Origin of the sequence: Rhizobium herbae (assembly GCF_017873135.1) — a bacterium.
In the GTDB taxonomy this organism is placed as follows: domain Bacteria; phylum Pseudomonadota; class Alphaproteobacteria; order Rhizobiales; family Rhizobiaceae; genus Pararhizobium; species Pararhizobium herbae.
The window spans coordinates 700,547-725,833 of record NZ_JAGGJV010000001.1 but is presented as its reverse complement, the minus strand read 5'-3'; the positions used below and the strand labels follow the sequence as shown (position 1 = coordinate 725,833).

The window sequence follows — 25,287 nt, the reverse complement described above, 5'->3', positions numbered from 1 at the left end:
CCTACATTCTGACCCAGGGGCCGAAGCGTTCGAAGGGCAGGCCGAGCGCGTAGCTGAACACGGCGACCGAGAAGATCGTCAACGCGACCGACAGCGCGATCGCGGTCAGCGGTTTCATCTTCTGCGATGCGAAGCAGGCAATCAGGGCGGTGAAGAACAGTGACGGCACGAAGCCGAGGCCGCGCACAGTCAGGCCGAAGAAGATCGGTGCCGGCAGGATGAACAGCATGCCGCGCCAGGCGACCGGCCCGATCGGCTCGCCCTCGACGCGCGTCGACTGAACCAGGATGACGATGCCGAGAAGCGTCAGGATGAGCGCCAGCACCAGCGGAAAATAGCCGGGCCCCATTTTGAACGCCGTGCCGAGGTCAAGGCTGAAGCACTGATAGATGAAAAAGCCGCCCAGCCCGATGAACAGCGCGCCGCAAAGCGCATTGGTGGTGTCGAAGGATAAGGATTTCATGATGTCTCCTTGTTTTCAGCCCTGCCTCACCTGCCATCACCTCTTTGAAGACTTTTCGAAAGAGGGTAGGCGAACGCCTCCCTCTTCAAGAAGAGGAAGGCGGGAGAGGCTTTTGCCCATGGCGGGAACGACGATCAGTCGGCGTATTGGCCGGCCGCTTCGATGACCGGCTTCCAGCGGGCGATCTCGCTTTCGAGCTTGGCCTTGAGCGCAGCAGGCGTCGCGTCGGCGTCCGACGAGGGAACGGTGCCGAGTTCGGCAAAGCGTGCGACGACGTTCGGATCCTTCAGGGCAACTTGAAGTGCTTTCGACAGGCGCTCGGTGGCTTCCGCCGGCGTGCCCTTCGGCGCGTAGATGCCATGCCAGATGCCGACCTGGAAATCAGCAAGACCACCTTCGGCTGTCGTCGGCACATCCGGCAGGACGGGCAGACGCGCGGGCGAAGTCACGGCATAGGCCTTGATCGTGCCGCCGAGAATCTGCTTGGTGGTGTTGGTGGTCTGGTCGCACATGATGTCGACCTGGCCGCCGAGCAGATCGGTCATCGCTGGGCCGGTGCCCTTGTAGGGAACGGTGACGAGCGGGGTTTGAATGGCGCTCATGAACATCATGCCGCAGAGATGCGAGGCGGCGCCGATGCCGGCATTGGCGACCGTCACGGTGTCCTTATTGGCTTTGACATAATCCACAAGGCCCTTGAGGTCCGTCGGCTCGAAATCCTTGCGGGCGACGATCGTCATCGGCACGTCGGTGACGAGACCGACATATTCGAAGGCATTCAGCGTGTCATAGGCAAGCTTGCGGTAGAGCGTGGCTGATGTCGCCATGCCGATATGATGGAGAAGAACCGTGTAACCGTCGGCTTCTGCCTGTGCCACCCGGCCGGCACCCAGCGATCCGCCGGCACCGCCGACGTTTTCGACGACGATCTGCTGGCCGAGATCCTTCGACATCGATTCGGCAACGAGGCGGGCAACCGTATCGGTCGGTCCGCCGGCTGAAAACGGCACGACCATGGTGATGGTGCGCTCGGGATAGCCCTCCGCGTGTGCGGAAACGGAAATGAGTGAGATTGCGGCAAGAGCCGTTACGCCAAGCATGGCTTTCAGGATTTTCATCGAAGTCCTCCCGGATGAAATATGTTGCCAGCCGGCGCAGCTCCTCCCGCGCCGATTCTGGATGCTTCATTTGTGATGCAGACGTTGAAGGGAGCAACTGCTCCGCTCGGGCATCCGGACCTTTTCTTGCTGAGTGCGGCGCACCATGGGTGAGATCGGAAACAAACGGCTTTCATGATGGGTGGATTTCCACCCATCTCTTGATTTACAGCGCGTAGTCATCGTCCAGAATCTGTATCTTCTTGTCGAGCCCGTATTTCTGCATCTTCTCGTAGAGCGTCTTGCGGGATATCCCGAGCAGCTCATAGACAGGCCGCAGGCTGCCGCCATGGGCGGCAAGGGCGCTGGCGATGATGCCGCGTTCATAGGCGGCCACCTTGTCTGACAGTCGCTGCCGCTCGGCCGGGGCTTGCGCCTCGTCCGGCTTTGGGTCGAGGCCGAGCACAAGCCGGTCGGCGGCGTTGCGCAGTTCACGGACATTACCGGGCCAGGAGCGTTCGGCGATCTCGGTAATCAGCCCCGGCGGCACATCGATGTCGTTGCGGACGTAACGGGCGGCGGCCTCCCGCACCAGCTGCAGGAACAACAGCGGGATGTCGGCCTTTCGCTGGGCCAGCGAGGGAACATGCAGCGTTGCGACATTCAGGCGATACAGTAGATCGGCGCGAAAACGGCCGGCCGCGACTTCTGCCTCGAGGTCGACCTTGCTGGTGGCGACGAAGCGCACGTCGAGCGGCACGATCTCGTTCGAGCCGAGCCGGGTAATCACCCGCTCCTGCAGCACACGCAGGAACTTCGCCTGCAGATCGTAGGGCAGGGAGCCGATCTCGTCGAGCAGGATGGTGCCGCCGCGGCCGTGTTCGAACTTGCCGTAGCGCGGCCGAAGCGCGCCCGGAAAGGCACCAGCCTCATGACCGAAGAGTTCGCTTTCGATCAGGTTTTCCGGCAATGCGGCGCAGTTGATGGCGATCAGCGGCCGGTCCGCGCGGGCGCTGATATCGTGCAGTGCGCGGGCAACGACCTCCTTGCCGACACCGGTCTCGCCGATGATCAGCGTATCGGCGTCGGTGGCGCCGATGGCGCGCAGGCGGTAGCGCAGATCGACCATGGCCTGCGTTCGGCCCGGCAGCCGCGCCTCGATGTCGTCGCGCTTGCCGGCAACCGCCCTCAGCCGCCGGTTTTCCAGGACGAGGCTGCGCCGGTCAAGCGCCCGGCGGGCGATCGCGGCCAGATGCTGGGCGGTAAACGGCTTTTCGAGGAAGTCATAGACGCCTTCGCGCATCGCCTTGACGGCGAGCTGGACGTCGCCATGGCCGGTCACCAGGATGACGGGGATTTCGGCATCTACCTCGCGGATGCGCTGCAAAAGGGTCATGCCGTCCATGCCCGGCATGCGGATATCGCTGACCACGACGCCGGGAAAACTGTAGCCGATCAGTTCCAGCACATCTTCCGCGCTGGAGAACGTATCGACCTCCAGCCCGAACAGGCCGAGTGCCTGCGCAGTGGAGCGCCGCATTTCTTCTTCGTCATCGACCAGCAGGACGCGTGGGTCACTCATTCGGCCGCCTCCTGGGTCGCCGTCGCTGCTTCGAGCTCGATGCGAAACATGGCGCCGCCCTCCGGGTGATTCGAGACGGAGAGACTGCCGCCGAAATCCTTGACGATGTTGTAGGAGATCGACAAGCCGAGGCCGAGACCCTTGCCGACCCCCTTGGTTGTGAAGAAGGGGTCGAAGATGCGGTCCGTGATCGCGGCGGGTACGCCGGGGCCATGGTCCCTGATTGTCAGAATGATTTTTTCGCCTTGATATTCCGTCGAGAGATGGATGCGCCGGTCGGCAAGGCCTTCGATGGCGTCTGCCGCATTGGTGATGATGTTGACCAGAACCTGTTGCAGCCGGACGGATCCCGCCTTGACCAATCCGGTCTTGCTGCCGAGATCAATCTCAAGATCGGCATCTGCTGTTTTCAAGCGCGCCGAGACGATCTCAAGCGTATCGGCGATCACGGCGTCGAGCGCCACAGGCCCGAGTTTTTCGTTCGGCTTGCGGGCGAAATTGCGCAGGTGGCGGCTGATCGAGGCCATGCGGTCGATCAGGCCGGAAATCCGCCGGACGTTGTCGCGGGCTTCCGGCACCCGTTCCAGATCAATCAGCATCGCCGCGCTGTCGGCATAGGTCTTTGCTGCCGCCAGGGGCTGGTTGAGTTCGTGGGAGAGGGCGGCCGACATCTGGCCCAGCCCGGCAAGCTTGCCTGCCTGGATCAGGTCCGCCTGGGTCTTGCGCAGTTCCTGTTCGGTCAACCGCCGTTCGGCGATCTCTTCCTCGATGCGCTGGTTGACGAGCGCGAGATCGGCGGTGCGTTCTTCAACCCGATGTTCCAGTTCGTTGCGTGCCTCAAGCTGCATGCGCATGCGTTCCTCCAGCCGGGCACGCCGCTGCAGGAGAATCGCCAGCGCCAGCCCGGCAAGGCAGAGAAAGAGGACGACAGCGACGATCATCGTGCGGGTCTGGCTGCGCACGGAGGCGGTGTCCATCAGCACGTTCACGGTCCAGTCAGCCTCCGGCATATATTGGGACAGGACCAGATATTCCCGGCGGTCGGCAGTGGTCATGGTCATCAGTTCATGGTCGTCCAGCGTGCTGCGGGTAATCGGCAACGATTTCAGCGTTGCCTCGGCGTAGCGCCGCGACGCTTGCGTCCGCTGCAGGCGCGCGCTGTTTAAGGGAAAAATGCCGGAATAGAGCCATTCCGGGCTGCCGGTCATGAAGATAATGCCTTCCGGATCGGAGACGAAGATCTTGTACTCGCCGCCGCGCCAGGAGGTTTCGATGGAATCGATATCGACCTTGAAGACGATGACGCCGCTGATCCGGCCATCGACGCGGATCGGCGAAGCGAAGTAATAACCGCGTTTTAGCGAGGTGGTGCCAAGCGCATAGAAACGTGACTGATTTCCCTTGGCGGCATCCTGGAAATAGGGCCTGTAGCTGAAATTCTCGCCGACGAAGCTTGCCGGCTGATCGTAGTTGCTGGCGGCAATCGTATTGCCGTCCAGCGTCATGACGTAGATGTCGGAAGATTCCAGCAGCCGGTTGATGTCCTTGAGGTAGCTATTTGCAGCGTCGCGCAAGGATCCGTCATGCGGATGGACGATCAGATCCTTGATGCCGTCATGGTCGGCGATCAGCGCCGGCAAGGGCTCGTAGCGGCTGAGGTGGCCGCTGAGCGCCGAGACAGCCAGACGCAACGCGGAGCTTGCCTGGAGCGACGCCTCGTCCATGTAACTGCGTGTCGCCAGCGCCCCGCCCTGGAAAACCACGGCATAGAGAACAAGGGGAACGAGGCAAATCGCTGCGACAAGGCGGTATCTCACGGACTGCAAGGCTCCTCCCTCGTTTCCGGCCAGCGGCTCTGTGCCACTGGCGGTGAGTTTAGAGGCCTACGGGAGAGTTTCCAAGGGCCGTTGTCGCGTTAACGCTGTTCCAATGCGATGACGGTCCCATCGGAGAAAGCCAGGTCCTGTTGCAGGCTTGCGGGCAGATGGGAGATTTCTCGCCGCGTCGCCTTGCGCGTTTCCGCGATCTTGCGGGCGTGGTGGCCCTCGCTTATCTGGTGGACCAAGGGCGCGAACATTTGGCGCATCGCAAATGAGGAGCCGCCGGCGCGCAGCCGGATGACATTGTTCTGGGGCGTCGTGTCGTGGTGCAGGGACATGGGAAGCTCCTTTCGTCACGTCTTCGATGTTTGCAACTTGACTATCGCTCCCCTTTGAGGTTCAATCAAACGAAATGAAGTAATGGTATCATTCAGAAAAATTGATCCGGGAGGTTCCCCATGAACATGATGTTACGGCATGTGCTTCCGCTCCTCGAGCTGGACATCCTGAAAACCTTCGTTGCCATTGCCGAGACCGGAAATTTCACCACCGCGGCCGAGACTGTCTACCGGACGCCTTCTGCCGTCTCGATGCAGATCAAGAAGCTTGAGGAAACGCTTGGCTGCGTTCTGTTCCTGCGCGATGCGCGCTCGGTGTCGCTGACCCCGAAAGGCGAGGTGCTACTGGGCTTTGCGCGGCGCATGCTGGCGCTCAACAACGAGGCCGTCTCGCGCTTCCTGTTGCCCGACATGAACGGGGTGGTCCGCGTCGGTGCACCAGAGGATATCGGCGAGCGTATTCTTCCCGAAGTTCTGAAGCGGTTTTCCGAATCCTATCCGAACGTCACCGTCGACGTGACGATCGGCAACAGCAATGTCATGCGCAAGCGGGTGGAAGAGCATCGCATGGACATCGCGATCTTCAACAGCCTGGCGGGTGAAAACACCGGCGGCGGGGAAATCCTCGTCTCCGAGAAGCTCGTCTGGGCCGGAATCAAATGTGGAACGGCCCATACGCGCGAGCCGCTGCCGATCTCGATGTGGGAGGACGGCTGCGTCTGGCGCGCGGATGCGGTGGAGCAGCTGACGCAGTCAGGCCGCAAGTTCCGCGTCGCCTTCTTGAGCGCCCATACGACGGGACAACGTGCGGCCATCCAGGCTGATCTCGCCATTGCTCCTTTGCCGCGTTACCTGGTCCAGGGCGATCTGGTGGCGCTCGGCGAAGCGGAAGGCCTGCCGGAACTCGGCCACTACAATATCGGCCTGCAGGTGGTCGACAACGCGTCGGCGCCGGTTCTGGCCGTGGCCGAACATGTGCGGACGGCTTTCATCGGCTTGCAATAAATCATTCAGGAAGGGCGATGTTCACGCGTCGCTCTTCTTCAGCCAGCGCTGCACTCTGATCTCGTCATCGTCCATCCAGCGTGTCAGCGCCTTGCTCCGGCTGGGCCTCATTTTCATGAGGCCTGCGAGTGCGCCGCTCTCAAAATCCTCGAATACTTTCGGATGAATATAGGACGACCGGCAGACGGCGCGGGTGTTGACCAGCCTTGTCGCTACTGCATCGACAACATCGTTGATCTGCCGCTTCAGCTGCCTCTGGCTCTGGGCGCGCTCGACGGCTGCCAATGCGATCGCCGCCATGCGGGTGGCGCCCCAGGTGCGGAACTGCCGCGAGGAGAAGTCGGCCCCGGCAGCTTCGCGGATATAGGCATTGACGTCCTGTGACCGGATCGGACGGCGGTTTCCATCTTCGTCGAGATACTGGAACAGTTGCTGGCCGGGCAGTTCCTGCAGCATCCGGATAGCCTTGGTAATGCGCGGGTCGTTGTGGCTGAGGCGCCATTCCTTGCCCGATTTGCCCTTGAAGTTGAAATGGACGCTGGAGCCGTCGATCCTCACATGGCGATTCCTGAGTGTCGTCAGACCGTAGGAGCCGTTCTCCTCGGCGTAGTTGGTATTGCCGACACGGATATAGAGATTGTCGAGCAACCAGACGACGGTCGCCAGGGCCTTGTCCATGCCGGGTTTTCGCAGGCGCAGGTCGGAATCGACCTTCTCTCGGATTTTCGGCAGCCTGGCGGCGAAGTCCGGCAATTGCGCGAATTTGCTCTTGCCGCGCTCGGCCGACCATTCCGGATGGTAGCGATATTGCTTGCGACCGCGCGCGTCCCGACCTGTTGCCTGCAGATGCGAGTTCGGATCGATTGAGATCAGCACGTCGGTATAGGCGGGAGGAATGGCGAGTGCCGCGATGCGGTCCAGTTCACTCCGCTCCTCGATCCGCTTGCCGTCGGCGTCATGATAGAGAAAGGCACGTTTGCCCGGCTTGCGGGTGATGCCGCCCTCGAGATTGGAGAGATAGACGAGCTCAGTGGCCGCCTTCTGCATGGCGTGGCGCGAGGTGGTGTCCGGCTTGTGAGTGAGCATCTGATCCACGGTCACGCAAAAACGCCGCCGTGGTCATTTGGTTCCTGCCCGTTGCGTCAATCCGCGCCAGCTATTCCCGGCTTCTCCGCCTGCGTCTGCCGCCACCCTCTCCCTCGCCGTCGGAAAGCACCTTCCGTTCCGGCAAAGTCACCGCCGCCGACAGTTTCGGGAAGGTATCGACCTTGTTCGGAAGCGCCATGGCGTAGACGAAATGCTCCTGAAACTTCGATTCAAGCGCCGTCTCTATCTTCTCGATTTTGCTGACGGTTTGCTCGATTTCGCGGCGGTGGCCGCGGTTGAGCAGCGCCATCAGGGCGCCGGTGCCGGCGGCGTTGCCGACGGCCTTGACTTCCGAGAGATCGCAATCGGGAATGAGACCGAGGACCATCGCATATTTCGGATCGATGAAGGAGCCGAAGGCGCCGGCAAAGCGGATGGTATCGACATGCTCGATGTCCAGCTTTTCCATCAACAGCTTGATGCCGGCATAGAGCGCCGCCTTGGCAAGCTGGATGGCGCGCACGTCATTCTGCGTTACCGTGATGCGCTGGTCGCCGTCGTGCAGAAGGTAGGAGAAGGTACGGCCGTTCTGCAGGATGCGCGGGCTCCTTGCCGCCATGCCGCCATCGACGACGCCATCCTCCGAGATGATGCCGCAGAGATACATCTCGGCGACGACTTCGATGATTGCCGAGCCGCAGATGCCGGTGACGCCTACCGCCGTGGCGGCTTCGGCAAACCCCTCTTCATCGGACCACTTGTCGACACCGATGACACGGAACTTCGGTTCCAAGGTTTCCGGATCGATGCGCACGCGCTCGATCGCGCCAGGTGCCGCCCGCTGGCCGGAGGAAATCTCCGCACCCTCGAAGGCAGGGCCGGTGGGCGAGGAGGCGGCGACGACGCGATCCTTGTTGCCGAGCACGATTTCGGCGTTGGTCCCGACATCGACCAGAAGCATCATCCGGTCCTGGCGGTACGGCCCTTCAGCCAATGTCGCACCGGCCGCATCGGCGCCGACATGGCCGGCGATGCAGGGCAGCATATAAAGGCGAGCGCCGCGATTGACGTCGATATCGATCTCGTGGGCCCAGTATTGCAGCGCGCCGGAGACGGCCAAAGCGAACGGCGCCTGGCCGAGTTCGGTCGGGTCGATGCCGAGAAACAGATGGTGCATGATCGGATTGCCGACGAAGACCATGTCGAGAATGTCGTGGCGATCGACTTCGCCCTCGGCGCAGACCTTGCCGATCAGGACGTTGATGGCTTCGCGCACGGCCTTGGTCATGGCTTCCCGGCCATCCGGGTTCATCATCACATAGGAGACGCGGCTCATCAGGTCTTCGCCGAAGCGGATCTGCGGGTTCGAGGTGCCGGAGGAAGCAACGATACGGCCGGAGAGCAGCGAGACGAGGTGCATGGCGATGGTCGTCGAGCCAATATCGCAGGCGATGCCATAAGCTTCGTTCTTCAGACCCGGCCAGAGGCCGACGATGAAGGGACGGGATGAGTCCATATCGCGGTGGATCGCGGCGGTCACGCCCCAGTTACCCTTGCGGAGAATCCCTTGAATCTGCGGGATCAGATGCGGTGCGATGAGAAGGTCTTTCCAGCCCCAGTCCTTTTCCAGCATGACCTTCAGGCGGTCGAGATCGCCGAGCGGCTTGTGCATGTCGGGCTCGTCGACCTCGACATAGCAGAGCTGGATCGCGGCATTGCGCTCGATCACCCGGTCGCTGGCCGCCTTGCGCACCACCTGCGCATTGATGACCGTATCCTGTGGCACATCGATGACGAGATCGCCGAGGATCTGCGACGAGCAGGAAAGGCGCCGGCCGTCCGGCAGGCCGCGAATGCTCTCGTAGCGCTCTTCCTTCGGCCCCTTGACGGAGATGTGGTCGAGCGACGAGATGATCTTGTGCTTGGCGAAGCTGCCTTCCTGCACCGACACCTGACAGCGCCCGCAGGTCGCACGGCCGCCGCAGACGCTTTCGACGTAGACGCCAAGCGATCGCGCCGCGTCGAGCACCGGCGTGCCGACGGGGAAACGGCCACGCTTGCCGGATGGCATGAACAGGACGAGGGGATCGCTTTTGTTTTGCTCAGCCGACACAGTCAATTCATTCCTAGTTGCTAAGACGCCGCGCATTGGCACGGACGCGGCTGCCATATGGTTTCAGTGCTGCCACCGCGACACGGTCGGATGCGCCCGCCATTCCAGCACAGGTGCCGGTCGCCAGCCCCGTGACGGCGATCATGCCTTCCATGACCATGGCCATGTTCACGGCCATCAGGCTTTCGACTGCCGCCGACAGTTTTTCGGTGATCATCTGTCCGACTTCCGCCGTGCCGCCGGTCGATCCGTTCATGTTAGAAGCGGCAAGGTCCTGCATCCGGGAGGACATCACCATCGGTGCCTGGAACCAGAGGCTTGCGAATTCGTCGAGCAGATCGGCACTGAAAAACATCATTTCTCTTTTCTGGCGGTTATTCCGCCCTTGCGCGTCCAGCGCGCCCGCCACGGCGGCCACTTGAGGCGCCCGGTGCGGTTGCGGCAGTGACCACATGGCCGGCTGCCGGATTGTGATCGCGATAGGTCATGATCCAGGTACCGCAATTCTGGTCGGTCCCGTTCAAGACATTGGCCGCGCGAACGGCTTCCATTTCCTGCGGACGGCAGGGATTCATGATCGCCGACGTCATGCCCGCACCGATGACCATGGGGATGAAGCCGGCATTGATGCCGTGGCGATGCGGCAGGCCGAACGAGATGTTCGACAGGCCGCAGGTGGTGTTGACCTTCAACTCGTTGCGCAGGCGGTGCAGAAGCGCGAAGACCTGTCGGCCGGCATCGCCGAGAGCACCGATGGGCATGACGAGCGGATCGACGACGATATCGTGCGGCTTGATACCATAATCCATGGCCCGTTCGACAATTTTCTTCGCAACTGCGAAACGAACGTCCGGATCCATGGAAATACCCGTCTCGTCATTGGAGATGGCGACGACCGGAACGTCGTATTTCTTGCAGAGCGGCAGGATGGCTTCGAGCTTCTCTTCTTCACCTGTGACCGAGTTGACCAGCGGCCGGCCCTTGGCCACCTTGAGGGCAGCTTCGATCGCGGCTGTCACGGAACTGTCGATCGATAGTGGCACGTCGACGAGCCCCTGGACGATTTCGAGCGTCTGGACCAGCAGGCCCGGCTCTGTTTCGTTCGGGTTGACGGAGGTGACACCGGCATTGACGTCGAGCATGGTGGCGCCTGCGGCCACCTGTTCCAGCGCATCCTTGATCACCGTATCGAAATTGCCTTCGATCATCTCGGCGGCCAGCTTCTTGCGGCCGGTCGGGTTGATGCGCTCGCCGATGACGCAGAAAGGCTGGTCGAAGCCGATGATGATTTCGCGGGTGGCGGAGGCAACGATGGTGCGGGTCATGGATGATCCTCTGTGGCGGTGGGGCGCTTGATCTCTGTCATGCGCCGGAAGGGATTGTCAAAGGCTCGGCCTCCCAGCCGTGCCTCTTATTCTCATTGTCGTTTCAATGCGGGCGATGGGCCGCGACATCAGCCATTTCTTCCTGATTTTCCGTCTTGCCGTCCTTCAGTGCTTCCAGCCGCTCGGCAACCCGGTAATCACCCGGATTTTCCTCGCGCTTCCAGGGTGTGCGGCCCTTCAGCACGCCCGATTCGTGGACGATCTCGGCGACATATTCTTCCTGCCGGTAGGCCATCACGTGAACGCCGGACACGCCCTTGATCTCCTTCACCTCGTTGATGATGTCGATGCAGAGCTGCTTGCCTTCCTTCTTCTGGTCCTCAGCACCTTCCAGCCGCTTGATGATCGCATCCGGGATATGGATGCCGGGCACATTGTTGCGGATCCAGTTGGCGGTCTTGGCCGAGGCCAGCGGCCCGACGCCGACGAGGATGAAGCATTTTTCATCGAAGCCGAGGTCGCGCACCTTGTTCATGTAGTCGCGGAACATCGGCACGTCGAAGCAATACTGGCTCTGGACGAACTGGGCGCCGGCCTCGATTTTCTTGCCGAGGCGATAGGGGCGGAAATCGTAGGGCGGTGCGAACGGGTTGATCGCCGCCCCGAGAAAGACCTGCGGCGGTGTCGTCAGCTTGCGGCCGGAGAGGAATTTGCCGTTGTCGCGCATGATCCGCACGGTTTCGAGCAGCGACATGCAGTCGAGGTCGAAGACCGGCTTTGCGCCTGGCTGGTCGCCAGCCTGCACGCCGTCGCCCGTCAGGCACATCATATTGGCAACGCCCATGGCGGCAGCACCCAGCACGTCGCCCTGAATGGCGATGCGATTCTTGTCGCGGCAGGCGATCTGCATGATCGGCGCATAGCCCATGCGGGTGAGCAGCGCGCAGATACCGACGGACGACATGTGGCAGTTGGCGCCGGACGCATCGACCGCGTTGATGCCATCCACCCAGCCCTCGAAGATCGCCGCGCGTTCGTAGACGTCTTCCGGATTGGCGCTGTCCGGCGGGTTCAGTTCGGCGGTGACGGCAAACTCGCCGCGCCGCAGCACGCGTTCGAGACGGCCGCGCGAGGAGTGACCGGGCAGGGGATCGAGCGGAAGATGGCGGCCCAGCGGGTTTTCGTCGATATGGGCCATGCGTCAGGCGTCCTTTGCGGCGGCGGCGGATTCACGGGCTTCGGCGGCCTGCGCGGTGACGCGCAGCCAGGAGGAGGTTTCCCGCAGCGACTGGTTGACGGGTTTCTGCACATTCATGATCGCGTCCCCCTTCACCATGTTGCGCGAGCCTTCCCAGGCCTTGACCCAGACGCAGGGCATGTCCGGCTCGACTTCGCAATTGCCGTTGGCGCGCACGCCGCCGCACGGGCCGTTGCGCAGCTGCTTCGGGCAGTTCATCGGGCAGGACATGCCGGTCGACGACAGGGCGCACTGGCCGCACATGCGACAGTCGAACAGAAGCCCCTTGACGTTGCGCTCGATGAAGGTGATCGGCGCTTCCACGCGGTTGTAACCGATGGCCTTCCACAGCGGGTGAAGCAGAAGGAATAAATCGGCGAAACGGTGATAGAACCATTCGAGAAAACGGGAGTGGCGCACGGCCCAGAGCCGGATGGTGTAGCTGCGGCGTGCCCGGCGGTTGGGCGAGACGCCAGCGGGGGTAAAGGCGCCGGTCGCGGCCTTCTTGGCGGGAGCGGCATTGCCGGGCTTTGCGTCAGCCATTGTCTTTACCGCCGGATTTCACCAGGGCGACCAGACGCTCCTTGTCGTAGGCCGCTTCGAGTTCGGCCTGTGCCTTGTCGGCTTCCATTTCGAGATCGTCGGAGACCGGGGTCGGATCGGCCTTGCGCCATTCGGCAAGATAATCGCCGCTGTCGGCGGCACCGGTGCGCATGGCGCACATATCGATCGCTTCGGTAAAGCGCAGGGTCAGCTCGCGCTTGGCGGTCTTGCGGCCCTGCTTGATGATGACCTGCGCCGGAATATCGCGCCAGTAAACGATAATGCGATCTGCCATATGCCCGAAATCTCCTCTTGCCCGACAATGCGCATATTGGCGCATCATGGCTCACCTTGGCACGACGCGCGTCATGCTCAAAAGCGACCCCGTGTTGTACGTGGACGATATAACTACCAGATGCCGCGGGAGAAGCCATTCCACAGCCACGTCCAGATTGGCGGATGATACCATTGGCGTGAATTGCCGTTTGCCGGCAGAGGCTTGAGATCGCCGGACAGCGCGTCATCGATGGCGCGGATCGCAATGTCCGTGGAGGCTGCCGTCTGGAGCAGCGGATAGGTGTGCATCGTGTCACTTTTCGACGGGGTCATCCGTGACTGGTAAAGAACATCGCCTGTATCGACGCCTGTATCGACCAGATGGACGGTCGCGCCGAAATTGCCTTCGTCGTTTTTAACCCGCGCCCAGTATCCACCCATCAGGCCGCGATATTGCGGGTTGATGCCGGCATGGAAGTTGATGACCGGGCAGGGCATGGCTTGAAGCGTCGAAGCGGAGAGCATGCGGCAGCTGACCAAGAACACGACGGCCGGGCTGATTGCGCGAATGTGTTGGATCGCCGCTGGCGTATTGACGGATTCTACCGAGATGACCGGGATTGCAGGGTTCTCGCGGTCGTCGGCATTGTATTGACTAAGGATTTCGGCGGCGCGCTTCTCGGTAAGGCGTTTGCCGAATTTCGAGGCCACCATCGTCGCGAACTGGCCGGTGGCAGTGATGAGCCCCAGTTTGCGGATACGGCGCTTGAGGAAAAGTGTCTTGGATTCCGGCTGTTCCAGCAGAACCGTGACGCTGCGTGAGCGGGCATGGATCGCATTGATCATGATCTGCGGGTTTCGACCGCCGGCGGTTACGATCACGATCGGTTTGTTGGCTGTGGAGGTCATGCCCGCGACACCGTCAATTCAGAAGATAAAGGTCAGGACCGCGCCGGCCGCCAGCACCACAGCGCCGGCTACGGCAAGGGAAACCATGCCGATCATTGCGCCTGCTACAAGACCGAGGCCGTCCCGCTCCATATGGGCAAAGCCGATGACGGCGAGCGCGAAGGCCGGAAGCCAGTTGCCGAAGGGGATGGGCAGGAAGATAACCACCGCCAGGATGAGCGCCAGAAGGCCGATCAGTCTTTCGACAAAGCGGCTGCCGAGGAACCAGCCACGCGGCTTGATCAGGGTCTCGGCACGTTGAAGCCAGGGCGAGATACGGTTGACGAAGACGAAGAACGTCGCATTTTCAAAGGCGTAATCGCCCATGCGCTTCGGCAGCCAGATGCGGGGGCGGCGCGAGGCAAACATCTGCCAGGCAACGAAGATCAGCGGCAGGCCAAGGATGAAGGTCGCGCCCGGCGGCAGCGGGATGAGATTGGGAAGGGCAAAGACGACAAGGAAGGCACCGAAGGAGCGGTCTTCCATCGCGACCGCAAGGTCGCGCAAGGTGATTTTCGGACCGGCATTGAGCGAGAGATTGCGCAGCAGTTGCGAAAGCTGCTGCGGGTGGTGGTTTTGTGTTGCAGCCCTTGGCGAAATCCCGGTCGCGAAAGTGTCCGTCATCCCCGTCACCTTTTGTTATGGTTGTTCGGGCGATTTTGGCGGGCAGCCGTTACGATGCACTTAAATCAAATGCGACCGTCGCTGCAAAATTCGGCACAAGGCTAACAGATGGTTTCCGGGCCGATCAAGCGTGCAGCAGCGCCGGCGTCAGGTCGCCGTAACCGGTAAAGCGGTATTCGTAGACGAGGCCCAGCGTCTTCGCCGCAGCCCTTGCTTTTTCCTGCAGCTTTTCGTCCTCGACCTGCGAGAGATAGACGAGCTTCTTGTAGTGGCCGAAATACATGTCGCGCAGTTCTGGATGGCGATCCAGGCCGAGCGGTTCGACGACGAAGGCTTCAAACTGGCGGGCGAGAAAATCGGTCAGGAAAAACGATGTGAAATCGTCGTCCCAGCCGGCTTCAAAGGCGGCATTGCCGGCAAAGAAGGAAAAACAGTGCGGGCCGGCGATGCGCTCGACCTTTTCCTCTTCGCACAGCCTGTCGAGCAGGCCGCCGGTGCCGCAATCGGCATAGGCGACGAAGATGCGGCTGAAGCCTTCGGCGCGCGCCTTGTCGATGGCGATTTTGATGCCGGGTGTGATCTTGTCGGGGGTGTTGTGCCAGATGGCGGGCAGACAGGTGAGGTCGATATGGCCGAGCTTGTTTGCCTCGCAGACGGCTAAAATCTCGCGCGCGATCGCGCCGCAACCGATGACGTGAACTTTTTCCGCTTTCGCGCGTTCCATAGCCGAAGATCTTTCTTCCACGTCAATGTTACCCGTCACAAGTCTAAGGAATCCAAGTCATGACAGCAAAGACAATCGCCACCATCGGTATCGTCCTGTTCTCGATCACCACGCTCGCCTCTTGCGGCAATACCATTCGCGGCATGGGCGCCGACGCTGCCAATACGGTGGACGCGACCCAGGATGCCGGCCGCAAGGTTGACCGAGCTGCCAACTAACGGCTTGACCCGAACATAAGAAAACCGGCCGCGCTTTTCATCAGCACGGCCGGTTTTCTTGCTTGTTCAATTCGCGTGATCAGGCGCCGGCCAGAAGATTGTGCTTGCGCTTCATGAATTCCTTGGCAGTTTCCACGGCAACGGCGGCATCGCGGCAATAGGCATCCGCGCCGACAGCCTTGCCGAATTCCTCGTTCAGCGGCGCGCCGCCGACCAGGATGACATAGTCGTCGCGCATGCCCTTTTCCTTCATCGTGTCGATCACGACCTTCATATAGGGCATGGTCGTGGTCAGAAGGGCGGACATGCCGAGGATATCGGGCTTCTCGCGCTCGATGGCGTCGAGGTAGTTTTCGACCGGATTGTTGATGCCGAGATCGATGACATCGAAACCGGCGCCTTCCATCATCATGCCGACAAGGTTCTTGCCGATGTCGTGAATGTCGCCCTTGACGGTGCCGATGACCATCTTGCCCTGTTTTGGCGCGCCGGTGGCAGCCAGAAGCGGACGCAGGATGAACATACCGGCCTTCATGGCGTTGGCCGACAGCAGGACTTCGGGAACGAACAGGATGCCGTCGCGGAAATCGACGCCGACGATACGCATGCCTTCGACCAGCGCCTGGGTGAGGATGTCGTACGGCGCCCAGCCGCGCTTGAGGAGGATGTTGGTCGCGTCCTCGATTTCTTCCTTCAGGCCGTCATAAAGGTCGTCATGCATCTGCTGCACGAGTTCGTCGTCGGAAAGATCCTCGAGAATGATTTCGTCGTCTGCCATGATGGTTTCCTCGGTTCCTGGCTCTGTCAGGCTCAACCTCCCCGACGCACGCACTATACTTAGCTTTGTTGTTTCCAAAAGCTCTTTTCGAAAGCGACGCCACATGCGATGAAAAACGACGGCCAGACGATAACGGTCAGTCGTATCCGGTTGTGCCTAACAAAAACAATATATTGTCCGTTCTGACCGCATGAAAATATGTTATCCGGAATGTGGATTGAACCAGTGCAGTGCGACGACCGAACGCCAATCGAGCGACCGGTTGGTCGCGATCGTGTCCGAGTTGCGCCACCCGTTGGCGCATTGAGAACCGTTCGGATGCTGAGGCTTGGTAGCATAGGCTCGACAGGTGCGCAGACGAGGCGCGGGAGAGGATAAAGTAATGACTGAGCTGACGGACCAGACGGAAGAAACCGGCGGACGCCGCACGCGCGGCGAAGGCCGGGGTGCAGCTGCAAGGCGCGCTTCGCGCACCGGCGGTGGCGCTGCCCCCTCGCTTCCCTATATCACCCGCAAGATTCGTGAGTACGAGGTTCTCGACGAGGAAGGTTTGAGCCTGATCGAAGCCAATGCCGACCTCATTCTCGAAGAGATCGGTATCGAATTCCGCGAGGATGCCGAGGCACTGGCGCTGTGGAAGGAAGCCGGCGCCGATGTCAGGGGTGAGCGGGTGCATTTCCCGAAGGGCCTGTGCCGAGAAATCCTGAAGACCGCGCCGTCTAATTTTACCTGGCATGCGCGCAATCCCGAGCGCAGCGTTCACATCGGGGGCAAGGCGACTGTCTTTGCGCCGGTCTACGGACCTCCCTTCGTGCGCGACCTCGAAGGCAAGCGCCGTTACGCGACGATCGAGGATTTTCGCAATTTCGTGAAGCTTGCCTATATGGCGCCGTCGATGCATTCGTCCGGCGGCACGGTCTGCGAGCCGGTGGATATTCCGGTCAACAAGCGCCACCTCGACATGGTCTACAGCCATATCAAATATTCCGACAAGCCGTTCATGGGTTCGGTGACGGCCCCGGAACGGGCCGAAGACACGATCGCCATGGCCAAGCTGGTGTTCGGCGACGATTTCGTCGAGAACAACTGCGTCACGCTCAACCTGATCAATGCCAATTCGCCGATGGTTTTCGACGAAACGATGGTCGGCGCGCTGAAGGTCTATGCCCGGCACAACCAGGCCTGCGTCATCTCGCCGTTCATTCTGTCCGGCGCCATGAGCCCCGTCACCGTCGCGGGAACGCTGACCCAGATTCTGGCCGAAGTGCTGGCCGGTGCCTCGTTCACGCAGCTGATTCGCAAGGGTGCGCCGGTTCTGTTCGGCACGTTCGCCGCCTCGATTTCTATGCAGTCGGGTGCGCCGACCTTTGGTACGCCGGAGCCGTCGCTGGTCTCCTATGGCGCAGCACAGCTCGCCCGCCGTCTGGGGCTGCCGTTCCGCACCGGCGGCTCGCTCTGCGGCTCCAAGGTTCCGGACGCGCAGGCGGCGCACGAATCGGCCAATACGCTGAACATGACGCTGCTCGCCGGCACCAACTTCGTGCTGCACGCGGCCGGCTGGCTCGAAGGCGGTCTGGTTTCTTCCTACGAGAAGTTCATGATCGACCAGGACCAGCTGGGCATGATGCAGAAGATGGCCGAGGGCGTCGATCTCTCCGAAAGTGCCCAGGCGCTCGATGCCATCCGCGAAGTCGGCCCGGGCAGCCATTATCTCGGCTGCGCCCATACGCAGGCCAATTTCCAGACTGCATTCTACCGTTCGGCGCTTGCCGACAACAATTCGTTCGAGCAATGGGAAATCGAGGGCGAGAAGCGCGTCGAGCAGCGCGCCAATGCGCTTGCCCGCAGCTGGCTGGAACATTACGAACGGCCGCCGCTCGATCCGGCCATCGATGCCGCACTTCTCGACTACATTGCCAAGAAGAAGGATTCGATGCCCGACGCCTTCACTTGAAGAGAGCCCGAACAAGCCAGGGAGCAAGGCGGAGCGGCGCAAGTTGCAGATTTCATTCAAAAGGAAGTCTGGCGCCCACATTACGACAGGCAGGGACCGAAACCGAAATGACCGGTCCCATGATATCGAACGATGTCTTGAGCGAACTCCGTGCAGCCCTTGCGCCGCACGGAGTTTTTTTGCGCGGTGTCGTCGGTTTTGCCGACGATGAAACGGCACCCGTTTTGAGAGATGGGCGGGCGGCCCGGAGCGTCGTTCTGCTCGGCAATGTCGGTGGTTCCATCTGGCCGGTGTTTGAGCGCTGGCGCGAAGGATCGCCTGATCGTGGCGGCGAGAACCCGCTCGATACATGGTCGAAGACGGTGATAGAGCCGGTTGCGGATCTTTTTGGCGCGACTGCCTATTTTCCATCCGATCCGCCATGGCAGCCATTCCAGCAATGGGCAAGGCGGGCCGAGAGGTTGAAAGCTTCGCCGCTGGGGATTCTCATCCATCCGGAATATGGCCTTTGGCATGGGTATCGCGGCGCACTTGGGTTCGCACATGTCCTGCCGGCTGCGGCGCCGGCGGTTGACGCACATCCTTGTGATCACTGTCCTGACAAGCCCTGTCTTTCGAGCTGTCCGGCGGATGCCATTCTGCCTTCAGGATTTCAGATCAAGCCTTGCCGCGCGCATCTGAGGACAAGAGAAGGGCAGACCGGCTGCATGGCTGGGGGATGTCTTGCCCGAAACGCCTGTCCGGTCGGGGCCGAATATCGCTATTCGACAGAACAGCTGCGGTTTCATATGGCTGCCCTGAGTTTGTAGATTGTCCGCCTCCATTTTGCTTTGGTCGGGCGACAGGGTTGTTGCCGCATGAAAAGGGTGGGTAATGTTTCGTTCCCTATGCATCGGGCTTGCCATGACCGTATCTGTTCTTTCCGCCGATGAAGCCGCTGCTGCCTGCCGTAAGGTGATGCACCTGACGCAAGACTATGCCGTTTGTAGCTTCGATCCCGCAGCCAGTGACATCCGCGTCTTTCATCGCGGCCGCGATGGCCGGCCCTATGGCGGCTTCGAGAACCTTTTGCGCGACCTGCGGCAGGAAGGCGACACTCTCGAATTCGCGATGAACGGCGGCATGTACGAATCCGATCTGACCTCGGTCGGCCTGCTGGTGACGGATGGTATCGAGCGCAAGGCGATCGACCGGGGGCATAGCTGGGGGAATTTCTACCTGAAGCCAAACGGCGTCTTCTTCCTGAAGGACGGCCGCGCCGGCGTGCTGGAAACCGAGGCCTATGTCGATGCGGCAATCAAGCCGGACTTCGCGACGCAATCCGGGCCGATGCTGGTGATCGACGGCGCGCTGCATCCGGCCTTCCTGCCGCAAAGCGACAGCCTGCAGATCCGCAACGGCGTTGGCGTCGCGAAGGATGGAGAAGCCGTTTTTGCGATTTCACTGGAGCCTGTGCGGTTCCACGATTTCGCGACCCTGTTTCGCGATCAGCTCGATTGCGCCAATGCACTGTTTCTCGACGGATCGATCTCCAGCCTGTTTGCACCAGCGATGAACCGCTACGACAACACCCATCCGATGGGGCCGATCATCGCGGTGACGCGGGAAATTCCGGGTTCCTGAAAATATTTCCGATCCCGACCCAAGGATCTGATATCGCCGAACGTCTCAGTACCAGTTGCAACAAATCCGGGCGGATGACTTGGACGAGGATCTCATCGAAAGGGCGCAGCAAGGCGATCGGAACGCTTTCGGCCTGCTCGTGGAACGGCATTACGATTTCGTCCATTCCGTTGCCTGGCGCTGGTCCGGCAATGTCAGCGATGCCGAGGATATCGCCCAGACGGTGTGCCTGAAGCTTGGCCAGGCGATCCGGGCCTTTCGCGGCGCCAGCCGTTTTCGCACCTGGCTCTATACGCTGACGCTGAACGCCGCACGCGATCACCGGCGAAGCCAGTCGCGGGAGCGGCGCAATGCGGCCAGTTTCCTGGCCGACCCGACCAGCACTGCCGCCAACGACAATCGGGATCAGGCGGAAGCGCTGTGGGAGGCCGTCCGGCAATTGCCCGACAAACAGGGTGATGCCGTCCTTCTCGTCTATGGCGAAGGTTTGAGCCATTCTGCCGCCGCCGACGTCATGGGGTGTTCGGAGGCAACTGTGTCCTGGCATGTGCATGAAGCCCGCAAACGTTTGAAGATCCTGCTCGGCAGGGAGACGATGTGATGAACGACGATCTGAACAGACTCGGCCGGATGACCCCGCCCGCACCTTCACAGGATGCGCGCACCCGCGCGCTGTCGCTTGCCATGCAGGTCTTCGACGACGCCGAAAATAATTCCGAGGCACCCCAAGGAACCGCCGGTGCCCGGCGTCAAAGCTCCATAATCAACAGGCTATGGAGCCCTATCATGAACAGGAAATTTCTCGCAGGCTCGGCGCTCGCCACGCTCTTGGTCGTGCCCGCCGCCGCCTTTCTCACGCTGGAACTGACGCGGGGCAGGCTGCCGGTGAATACCGGTGTGCAACAGATCGAGGTGGCGGGCAAGGAGGCGTTGAAGGACGCGGAAGCGAAAAAAATGACGCCTGCGAAACCGAAGGCGGAGTCCTCCGCTGATAAAATTGCGGAGGATGAAATCGCCAATTTGCTGCCATCTGCAGCGGACAGCGACCTGCGCGATGCCACCACCTTGCCTGAGCCGGCGGCGCGTCGCAAATCCGGCGTTGAAGTCATGGTGAGCAAAAAGATGCCCGAGACAAGGCAACAGGAGCCCGAGTTCGACGTTGCGGCAAAGCAGACGCGCAGGACTCAATTTGCCGCGCCGCCAGCGGTCGCAACGGAATCGATGATCGGTGGTTCGGTCGCCGAAATCATGCCGTCGCCCGCGCCAGTCGATACCCTCTCGCAACCGGAAGAAAACCGCGACCGCTTCTCCTCTACCGATACCAACCCGGTCAAGTCCGTCGCCACCGATCCGGTTTCGACCTTCTCGGCCGATGTCGACACCGCGTCCTATTCCTTCGTCCGCAAATCGCTGATGGCCGGGCAAATGCCGGACCGCGACAGCGTGCGCGTCGAGGAGATGATCAACTATTTTCCCTATGACTGGCCAGGTCCGGACAACAAGGATCAGCCGTTCAAGGCGACCGTCACCGTTCTGCCGACGCCGTGGAATGCGAATACGCGGCTGATGCATGTGGGGATCAAGGGCTACGACGTTGTGCCCGCGACAGCGCCGCGCGCCAATCTGGTGTTTCTGATCGATGTTTCCGGCTCGATGGACGAGCCGGACAAGCTGCCGCTCTTGAAAAGCGCCTTCCGTCTTCTGGTCGAGAAACTGAAGCCCGAGGACACCGTCTCGATCGTCACCTATGCCGGCAATGCCGGCACGGTGCTGGAGCCGACCGCGATCAAGGAGAAGGCGAAAATCCTTGCGGCGATCGACACGCTTCAGCCGGGCGGTTCGACCGCGGGAGCGCAGGGGCTGGAGGCAGCCTATAATTTGGCGCAGCAGGCCTTCGTCAAGGGCGGGGTCAACCGGGTCATGCTGGCGACGGACGGTGATTTCAACGTTGGACCGTCCAGTGACGAAGAGTTGAAGGCGACGATCGAGGCCAAGCGCAAGAGCGGCATTTTCCTCTCGGTCCTCGGTTTCGGCCGTGGCAACTACAATGACGCGCTGATGCAGACGCTGGCCCAGAATGGCAATGGCACCGCGGCCTATATCGACACGTTGGCCGAAGCGCAGAAGTCGCTGGTGGAGGAGGCGGGCTCGTCGCTCTTCCCGATCGCCAAGGACGTCAAGTTTCAGGTGGAGTTCAATCCGGCTCAGATCGCCGAATACCGTCTGATCGGCTACGAGACCCGTGCCCTGAAGCGCGAAGACTTCAACAACGACAAGGTCGATGCCGGCGATATCGGCTCCGGCCACCGCGTCACCGCGATCTACGAGATCACGCCGAAGGGAAGCCCGGCGGTCCTTAACGACGATCTGCGCTATGGCACGGCTCCGGCTGCGCAGGCAGATGTCAAACCCTCCGGCGAACTTGCTTTCCTGAAAATCCGCTACAAGCAGCCGGACAGCGACACCAGCAAGCTGATCACCACGCCGGTGACACAAGCCAACGCCGTCCCGTCGCTGGAACAGGCGGGGCAGGATATCCGCTTCTCCGTCGCGGTCGCGGCCTTCGGCCAGAAGCTGCGGGGAACGGATGCCGTGTCCGCTTACAAATACGGCTCGATCCTTGATCTGGCTGCCAATGCCAAGGGCGAGGATGCCTATGGCTATCGGGCGGAGTTTCTCAACCTGGTTCGGCTCGCCAGGAGCCTTGGCGGAGAATAACGGACCTAGCCATTCGCTGGCCAGAACGCCCTCCCGTTGACGGAGGGCGTTTGCCGTTCAGCCCTTGTCGGCGCGTTGGGGCCCTTTGCGCCATCAGGCCTTCGGGTAGGCTTTTTCCAACCCACCCGATCTGACAAGCCCGGTGCGAAATGCCTGAAAGGCCGCATGCTGGCTGGATTTTGCCGCTTCCATCAGGCGGATCTGCAGGCGGGCGGGGGCGTTCGAACCCAGCCATTCGCCGAGCTTCTCCAGCTTGAGCGAATTCAGCAGCTTGGCCTCCGAGGCAAGGTCGAGATGACGGTACAGTCCTTCGATCAGGTTTTCGTCCTGCGCGGCATTTTCCATGAGCAGCAACAGGTATGACTGCTCGCTTTCGCCGAGTGCTGCGAGCTTTCCGGCAACTGAATCGCGGTCTGGAAACGTGGCGGACGTACCGTTCATGTCTGGTCTTTCTTCATATCTGTGTTGGTCTTCTTGTCTTTGAAACTAGCGGATCAGGCTGGGGCAAAACTGGATTTGGTAACATTGCGCCGTGCACAAGGCTGGCACATCCTTCAATGCGCTAATGTATCGCATCCGAACGTCATCGTGTTTCGCCGTCGCGGCGAGCGGCGTTTCAGCACCTTTGATGGCGAACCAGATGACCCAGCTTTCGATTTGCATGCCCAGTAACCGGCCTTGGTCGAAGTCGCGCGGTTCGATCGAGAGCGCGCTTGCCTATGCCGAGAGGACCGGTGCCCGGCTGATCGTTTCCGACAATTCCCGGGACCCGGAAAAACGCGCGCATCTGCAAAACCTCTCTCCAAATCTGCGCTACTGGGATTCCCCCAGCGACGACGCCTCCGGCAATTGGATGGAAGCCCTGTCGCTGGCCGATACGCCCTTTGTGCTGCCGATGGGCGACGACGACGAAATCCATTTCAGCGAAGGCGAAACGCCGATCGACCTTTCCGCACTGCCTGATGATGTCGTCGGCGTCCGGCCGCAAACGCAAATCTGGACCGCCGATGCCGGGGTTTGCCGAACGGAGTGTTTTACGATCGAGGGGAGATTGCCGCAGGAGCGTCTGCTGGAGTTCAGCCAGAAAGCGATGGGCAACAACAGCATCTATTACAGCATCTACCGCTCCAGCATCTTCGTCCCGCTGTTGCGGTTTTTCACGCAGGCGCATCCGACCAATGGTGGCTATTGCGACTGGAGCCACTCGTTCGCGCTGTTGACCGCCGGAAAAATGCTCCACGATCCCTCGCTGATTTATCGGTACGATCTCGGCGCCTGGACAACTGCGGAAAGCATCGCGGCGATGGCCAGCAAACTCTACGAGAAGGCCGGACTACCGGCGGATTCTGAAAAATTTGCCAATCTTTTGAGATTTCTGGACGTCCATATCTTCACCCTTCGTCCTTCGCTGTCGCTGACGCCGGCGGAACGTGGAGGGGTGCTTTTGATGAATGGCCGCCTTGCCCTGGCTCCCTTCCTGCGCAATGTGCAGACAAATGCGGGAGATTATGACGAGGTAGTGCACTATCTCGCAGAACTGATCGGGCAGGAGCAGGACATCCAGTCGATCTTCCACCTCGCCGTGCTGATGACTGATTGCATCAAGCCGGGCCTGAAAGACGGCTATGTCCGCTTCTTTCGAGAGGCCCAGAACGCCTGACATGCAAACGGCTTGAAAATCCGCGGATCTTCAAGCCGTTCGCCTTTATGTGATGGTGCCCCCATCAGCCGCGACGGCGGCTGCCGCGCTCGCGCGCCGGCGCCGAAGGTCCTTCATTGGCGGTCTTGTTGCGCATCGGACCGATACGCTCGACGATGGTTTCGACCGTCGGCCGTTCGCCCGGCACATAGGTGTCGAGGGCCACGCGCATCGCGGCCAGATGTTCGCAGGAGGTGCCGCAGCAGCCGCCGATGATTTTTGCGCCGGCATCGCGGGCAAGGCGGACGTAGTCGGCCATCAGCGGCGGCGTGCCGGAGTAGTGGATTTCCGTGCCGCGGAATTCCGGGATGCCGCAATTGCCCTTGACGATGATTGCCGCAGCCGGGTTGGCTTCGGTCATGTCCAGCAGCGAGGAGAGGATATCGGAGGCGCCGACGCCGCAATTGGCACCTGTCGCGACCGGACCATCGCCGATGTCCTGAGCGACAGCAAACATGTCCTTGGGGTGCAGGCCCATCATTGTCTTGCCTGCCGTGTCGAACGATCCGGTATAGACATAGGGCAGGCCGACCTTGACCGCCGCTTCCGCCGCAGCGCGGATTTCGTCGGCAGAGGACATCGTTTCGATCCAGGCGACTTCCGCGCCGCCGGCCTTCAGGCCCTCGATCTGTTCGACAAATGCTTCGACCGCATCCTCATAGCTCATCGCGCCAAGCGGGATCAGCAATTCGCCGGTCGGTCCGACCGAGCCGGCCGTGATCACCTTGCGCGGCGCCTTGTCGGCGACGGCGCGGGCGATCTCCGCCGCGCGCTTGTTGAGGTCGTGCACGCGGTCCTGTGCCTGGTGCAGTTTGAGGCGGTGCCGCGTGCCGCCGAACGAGTTGGTCAGGATGATGTCGGCGCCGGCATCGACGAAGTCCTGATGCAGCTTGGTGATATTCTCGGGCTTGGCTTCGTTCCAGAGTTCCGGCGCTTCGCCTGCTTCCAGGCCCATGGCAAACAGCGAGGTTCCGGTCGCGCCGTCGGCGAGAAGCACGCCCTTGGCGTCAAGCAGGTCGGAAAGGGGATTAGCGTGCACGGTCATGGCGAAGTCCTGATCTCATCGAGTTTCACAATCATATAAAGATATCCTTATATGATTGCAATGGCCTCGGC

The 25,287-nt window shown here is 61.1% G+C and carries 26 protein-coding genes; 8 read left to right on the top strand and 18 right to left on the bottom strand.

Annotation, left to right across the window (positions count from 1 at the left end; genetic code table 11):
* Position 1 precedes the first annotated feature (1 nt).
* The 5 genes from J2Z75_RS03630 to J2Z75_RS03610 all read right to left on the bottom strand — a co-directional run bounded on the left by J2Z75_RS03630 (position 2) and on the right by J2Z75_RS03610 (position 5,300).
* Positions 2–463 (bottom strand): tripartite tricarboxylate transporter TctB family protein, encoded by a 462-nt coding sequence (locus J2Z75_RS03630; RefSeq protein WP_209847872.1) that lies wholly within the window; start codon positions 461–463, stop codon positions 2–4.
* A 134-nt stretch (positions 464–597) separates the two neighbouring features.
* Complete coding sequence (locus tag J2Z75_RS03625; RefSeq protein WP_209847870.1) at positions 598–1,581, bottom strand: tripartite tricarboxylate transporter substrate-binding protein; 984 nt, start codon at positions 1,579–1,581, stop codon at positions 598–600.
* Between the two features lie 205 nt (positions 1,582–1,786).
* Positions 1,787–3,142 (bottom strand): sigma-54-dependent transcriptional regulator, encoded by a 1,356-nt coding sequence (locus J2Z75_RS03620; protein ID WP_209847868.1) that lies wholly within the window; start codon positions 3,140–3,142, stop codon positions 1,787–1,789.
* The gene (locus J2Z75_RS03615) at positions 3,139–4,968 is read right to left on the bottom strand and encodes a sensor histidine kinase (protein ID WP_234937110.1); all 1,830 of its coding nucleotides are present in this window, start codon (positions 4,966–4,968) and stop codon (positions 3,139–3,141) included. Before J2Z75_RS03615 ends, J2Z75_RS03620 begins: the two co-directional genes overlap by 4 nt.
* An 89-nt stretch (positions 4,969–5,057) precedes the next feature.
* Entirely contained in the window at positions 5,058–5,300 is a 243-nt protein-coding gene (locus J2Z75_RS03610) for a hypothetical protein (protein ID WP_209847866.1), read from the bottom strand.
* Between the two features lie 120 nt (positions 5,301–5,420).
* Here J2Z75_RS03610 and J2Z75_RS03605 point away from each other — a divergent pair, with 120 nt between their 5' ends.
* On the top strand, positions 5,421–6,305 hold the full coding sequence (locus J2Z75_RS03605) for a LysR substrate-binding domain-containing protein (protein WP_209847863.1): 885 nt from the start codon (positions 5,421–5,423) through the stop codon (positions 6,303–6,305).
* 21 nt (positions 6,306–6,326) lie between these two features.
* On the opposite strand, the gene J2Z75_RS03600 is transcribed toward J2Z75_RS03605, so the two are convergent.
* The 10 genes from J2Z75_RS03600 to J2Z75_RS03555 all read right to left on the bottom strand — a co-directional run bounded on the left by J2Z75_RS03600 (position 6,327) and on the right by J2Z75_RS03555 (position 15,202).
* A complete protein-coding gene (locus tag J2Z75_RS03600; protein WP_407692740.1) occupies positions 6,327–7,400 on the bottom strand; it encodes a DNA topoisomerase IB in 1,074 nt (357 codons plus the stop codon).
* A gap of 61 nt (positions 7,401–7,461) precedes the next feature.
* Positions 7,462–9,540 carry an ASKHA domain-containing protein gene (locus tag J2Z75_RS03595; protein WP_209848774.1) on the bottom strand — a complete coding sequence of 693 codons (2,079 nt, stop codon included), beginning with the start codon at positions 9,538–9,540 and terminating at the stop codon, positions 7,462–7,464.
* Positions 9,518–9,862: a hypothetical protein gene (locus J2Z75_RS03590; RefSeq protein ID WP_234937109.1), complete on the bottom strand. Its 345-nt coding sequence runs from the start codon at positions 9,860–9,862 to the stop codon at positions 9,518–9,520. The genes J2Z75_RS03595 and J2Z75_RS03590 overlap by 23 nt, the downstream gene beginning before the upstream one ends.
* 16 nt (positions 9,863–9,878) lie before the next feature.
* Complete coding sequence (locus tag J2Z75_RS03585) at positions 9,879–10,829, bottom strand: methyltetrahydrofolate cobalamin methyltransferase (protein ID WP_209847860.1); 951 nt, start codon at positions 10,827–10,829, stop codon at positions 9,879–9,881.
* 103 nt (positions 10,830–10,932) lie between these two features.
* Positions 10,933–12,027, bottom strand: a complete 1,095-nt coding sequence (locus J2Z75_RS03580; RefSeq protein ID WP_209847857.1) for a methylenetetrahydrofolate reductase — start codon at positions 12,025–12,027, stop codon at positions 10,933–10,935.
* A 3-nt stretch (positions 12,028–12,030) separates the two neighbouring features.
* Positions 12,031–12,609: a methylenetetrahydrofolate reductase C-terminal domain-containing protein gene (locus J2Z75_RS03575; RefSeq protein ID WP_209847854.1), complete on the bottom strand. Its 579-nt coding sequence runs from the start codon at positions 12,607–12,609 to the stop codon at positions 12,031–12,033.
* Entirely contained in the window at positions 12,602–12,904 is a 303-nt protein-coding gene (locus J2Z75_RS03570; RefSeq protein WP_209847851.1) for a virulence factor, read from the bottom strand. Before J2Z75_RS03570 ends, J2Z75_RS03575 begins: the two co-directional genes overlap by 8 nt.
* A gap of 113 nt (positions 12,905–13,017) precedes the next feature.
* Positions 13,018–13,794, bottom strand: coding sequence for a formyl transferase (locus J2Z75_RS03565; protein WP_209847848.1), 777 nt, complete (start codon positions 13,792–13,794; stop codon positions 13,018–13,020).
* An 18-nt stretch (positions 13,795–13,812) separates the two neighbouring features.
* Complete coding sequence (locus J2Z75_RS03560) at positions 13,813–14,457, bottom strand: exopolysaccharide biosynthesis protein (protein ID WP_209847845.1); 645 nt, start codon at positions 14,455–14,457, stop codon at positions 13,813–13,815.
* 124 nt (positions 14,458–14,581) lie between these two features.
* Positions 14,582–15,202: a DUF1638 domain-containing protein gene (locus J2Z75_RS03555; RefSeq protein WP_209847841.1), complete on the bottom strand. Its 621-nt coding sequence runs from the start codon at positions 15,200–15,202 to the stop codon at positions 14,582–14,584.
* A gap of 38 nt (positions 15,203–15,240) precedes the next feature.
* Here J2Z75_RS03555 and J2Z75_RS03550 point away from each other — a divergent pair, with 38 nt between their 5' ends.
* Positions 15,241–15,399: an entericidin domain-containing protein gene (locus J2Z75_RS03550; protein ID WP_209847838.1), complete on the top strand. Its 159-nt coding sequence runs from the start codon at positions 15,241–15,243 to the stop codon at positions 15,397–15,399.
* Between the two features lie 79 nt (positions 15,400–15,478).
* Here J2Z75_RS03550 and J2Z75_RS03545 read toward each other — a convergent pair whose 3' ends face one another.
* Positions 15,479–16,177, bottom strand: a complete 699-nt coding sequence (locus J2Z75_RS03545) for a corrinoid protein (protein ID WP_209847835.1) — start codon at positions 16,175–16,177, stop codon at positions 15,479–15,481.
* 382 nt (positions 16,178–16,559) lie between these two features.
* Here J2Z75_RS03545 and J2Z75_RS03540 point away from each other — a divergent pair, with 382 nt between their 5' ends.
* The 5 genes from J2Z75_RS03540 to J2Z75_RS03520 all read left to right on the top strand — a co-directional run bounded on the left by J2Z75_RS03540 (position 16,560) and on the right by J2Z75_RS03520 (position 22,472).
* A complete protein-coding gene (locus J2Z75_RS03540; RefSeq protein WP_209847833.1) occupies positions 16,560–18,131 on the top strand; it encodes a trimethylamine methyltransferase family protein in 1,572 nt (523 codons plus the stop codon).
* Between the two features lie 107 nt (positions 18,132–18,238).
* Positions 18,239–18,940 (top strand): 4Fe-4S dicluster domain-containing protein, encoded by a 702-nt coding sequence (locus J2Z75_RS29135; protein ID WP_234937107.1) that lies wholly within the window; start codon positions 18,239–18,241, stop codon positions 18,938–18,940.
* 64 nt (positions 18,941–19,004) lie between these two features.
* Positions 19,005–19,754 (top strand): phosphodiester glycosidase family protein, encoded by a 750-nt coding sequence (locus J2Z75_RS03530; protein WP_209847827.1) that lies wholly within the window; start codon positions 19,005–19,007, stop codon positions 19,752–19,754.
* 79 nt (positions 19,755–19,833) lie between these two features.
* A complete protein-coding gene (locus tag J2Z75_RS03525) occupies positions 19,834–20,355 on the top strand; it encodes an RNA polymerase sigma factor (protein WP_209847825.1) in 522 nt (173 codons plus the stop codon).
* A complete protein-coding gene (locus J2Z75_RS03520; RefSeq protein WP_209847822.1) occupies positions 20,355–22,472 on the top strand; it encodes a vWA domain-containing protein in 2,118 nt (705 codons plus the stop codon). The genes J2Z75_RS03525 and J2Z75_RS03520 overlap by 1 nt, the downstream gene beginning before the upstream one ends.
* Positions 22,473–22,565: 93 nt before the next feature.
* On the opposite strand, the gene J2Z75_RS03515 is transcribed toward J2Z75_RS03520, so the two are convergent.
* On the bottom strand, positions 22,566–22,913 hold the full coding sequence (locus J2Z75_RS03515) for a hypothetical protein (RefSeq protein ID WP_209847819.1): 348 nt from the start codon (positions 22,911–22,913) through the stop codon (positions 22,566–22,568).
* A gap of 199 nt (positions 22,914–23,112) precedes the next feature.
* Between J2Z75_RS03515 and J2Z75_RS03510 the strand changes: the two genes are divergently transcribed.
* Entirely contained in the window at positions 23,113–24,132 is a 1,020-nt protein-coding gene (locus J2Z75_RS03510) for a glycosyltransferase family protein (protein WP_209847816.1), read from the top strand.
* A gap of 64 nt (positions 24,133–24,196) precedes the next feature.
* On the opposite strand, the gene bmt is transcribed toward J2Z75_RS03510, so the two are convergent.
* Positions 24,197–25,216, bottom strand: coding sequence for a betaine--homocysteine S-methyltransferase (gene bmt / locus J2Z75_RS03505; RefSeq protein WP_209847813.1), 1,020 nt, complete (start codon positions 25,214–25,216; stop codon positions 24,197–24,199).
* Positions 25,217–25,287 lie beyond the last annotated feature (71 nt).

Excerpts from the sequence above, each read along its gene's own strand:
- J2Z75_RS03565 (WP_209847848.1), bottom strand. The coding sequence starts at position 13,794 with ATGACCTCCACAGCCAACAAACCGATCGTGATCGTAACCGCCGGCGGT.
- J2Z75_RS03625 (WP_209847870.1), bottom strand. The coding sequence starts at position 1,581 with ATGAAAATCCTGAAAGCCATGCTTGGCGTAACGGCTCTTGCCGCAATC.
- J2Z75_RS03540 (WP_209847833.1), top strand. The coding sequence starts at position 16,560 with ATGACTGAGCTGACGGACCAGACGGAAGAAACCGGCGGACGCCGCACG.
- J2Z75_RS03530 (WP_209847827.1), top strand. The coding sequence starts at position 19,005 with ATGTTTCGTTCCCTATGCATCGGGCTTGCCATGACCGTATCTGTTCTT.
- J2Z75_RS03580 (WP_209847857.1), bottom strand. The coding sequence starts at position 12,027 with ATGGCCCATATCGACGAAAACCCGCTGGGCCGCCATCTTCCGCTCGAT.
- J2Z75_RS03630 (WP_209847872.1), bottom strand. The coding sequence starts at position 463 with ATGAAATCCTTATCCTTCGACACCACCAATGCGCTTTGCGGCGCGCTG.
- J2Z75_RS03560 (WP_209847845.1), bottom strand. The coding sequence starts at position 14,457 with ATGACGGACACTTTCGCGACCGGGATTTCGCCAAGGGCTGCAACACAA.
- J2Z75_RS03595 (WP_209848774.1), bottom strand. The coding sequence starts at position 9,540 with ATGCGCGGCGTCTTAGCAACTAGGAATGAATTGACTGTGTCGGCTGAG.
- J2Z75_RS03510 (WP_209847816.1), top strand. The coding sequence starts at position 23,113 with ATGACCCAGCTTTCGATTTGCATGCCCAGTAACCGGCCTTGGTCGAAG.
- J2Z75_RS03550 (WP_209847838.1), top strand. The coding sequence starts at position 15,241 with ATGACAGCAAAGACAATCGCCACCATCGGTATCGTCCTGTTCTCGATC.
- J2Z75_RS03520 (WP_209847822.1), top strand. The coding sequence starts at position 20,355 with ATGAACGACGATCTGAACAGACTCGGCCGGATGACCCCGCCCGCACCT.
- bmt (WP_209847813.1), bottom strand. The coding sequence starts at position 25,216 with ATGACCGTGCACGCTAATCCCCTTTCCGACCTGCTTGACGCCAAGGGC.
- J2Z75_RS03585 (WP_209847860.1), bottom strand. The coding sequence starts at position 10,829 with ATGACCCGCACCATCGTTGCCTCCGCCACCCGCGAAATCATCATCGGC.
- J2Z75_RS03605 (WP_209847863.1), top strand. The coding sequence starts at position 5,421 with ATGAACATGATGTTACGGCATGTGCTTCCGCTCCTCGAGCTGGACATC.
- J2Z75_RS03610 (WP_209847866.1), bottom strand. The coding sequence starts at position 5,300 with ATGTCCCTGCACCACGACACGACGCCCCAGAACAATGTCATCCGGCTG.
- J2Z75_RS03545 (WP_209847835.1), bottom strand. The coding sequence starts at position 16,177 with ATGGCAGACGACGAAATCATTCTCGAGGATCTTTCCGACGACGAACTC.
- J2Z75_RS03575 (WP_209847854.1), bottom strand. The coding sequence starts at position 12,609 with ATGGCTGACGCAAAGCCCGGCAATGCCGCTCCCGCCAAGAAGGCCGCG.
- J2Z75_RS03515 (WP_209847819.1), bottom strand. The coding sequence starts at position 22,913 with ATGAACGGTACGTCCGCCACGTTTCCAGACCGCGATTCAGTTGCCGGA.
- J2Z75_RS29135 (WP_234937107.1), top strand. The coding sequence starts at position 18,239 with ATGACCGGTCCCATGATATCGAACGATGTCTTGAGCGAACTCCGTGCA.
- J2Z75_RS03590 (WP_234937109.1), bottom strand. The coding sequence starts at position 9,862 with ATGATGTTTTTCAGTGCCGATCTGCTCGACGAATTCGCAAGCCTCTGG.
- J2Z75_RS03620 (WP_209847868.1), bottom strand. The coding sequence starts at position 3,142 with ATGAGTGACCCACGCGTCCTGCTGGTCGATGACGAAGAAGAAATGCGG.
- J2Z75_RS03570 (WP_209847851.1), bottom strand. The coding sequence starts at position 12,904 with ATGGCAGATCGCATTATCGTTTACTGGCGCGATATTCCGGCGCAGGTC.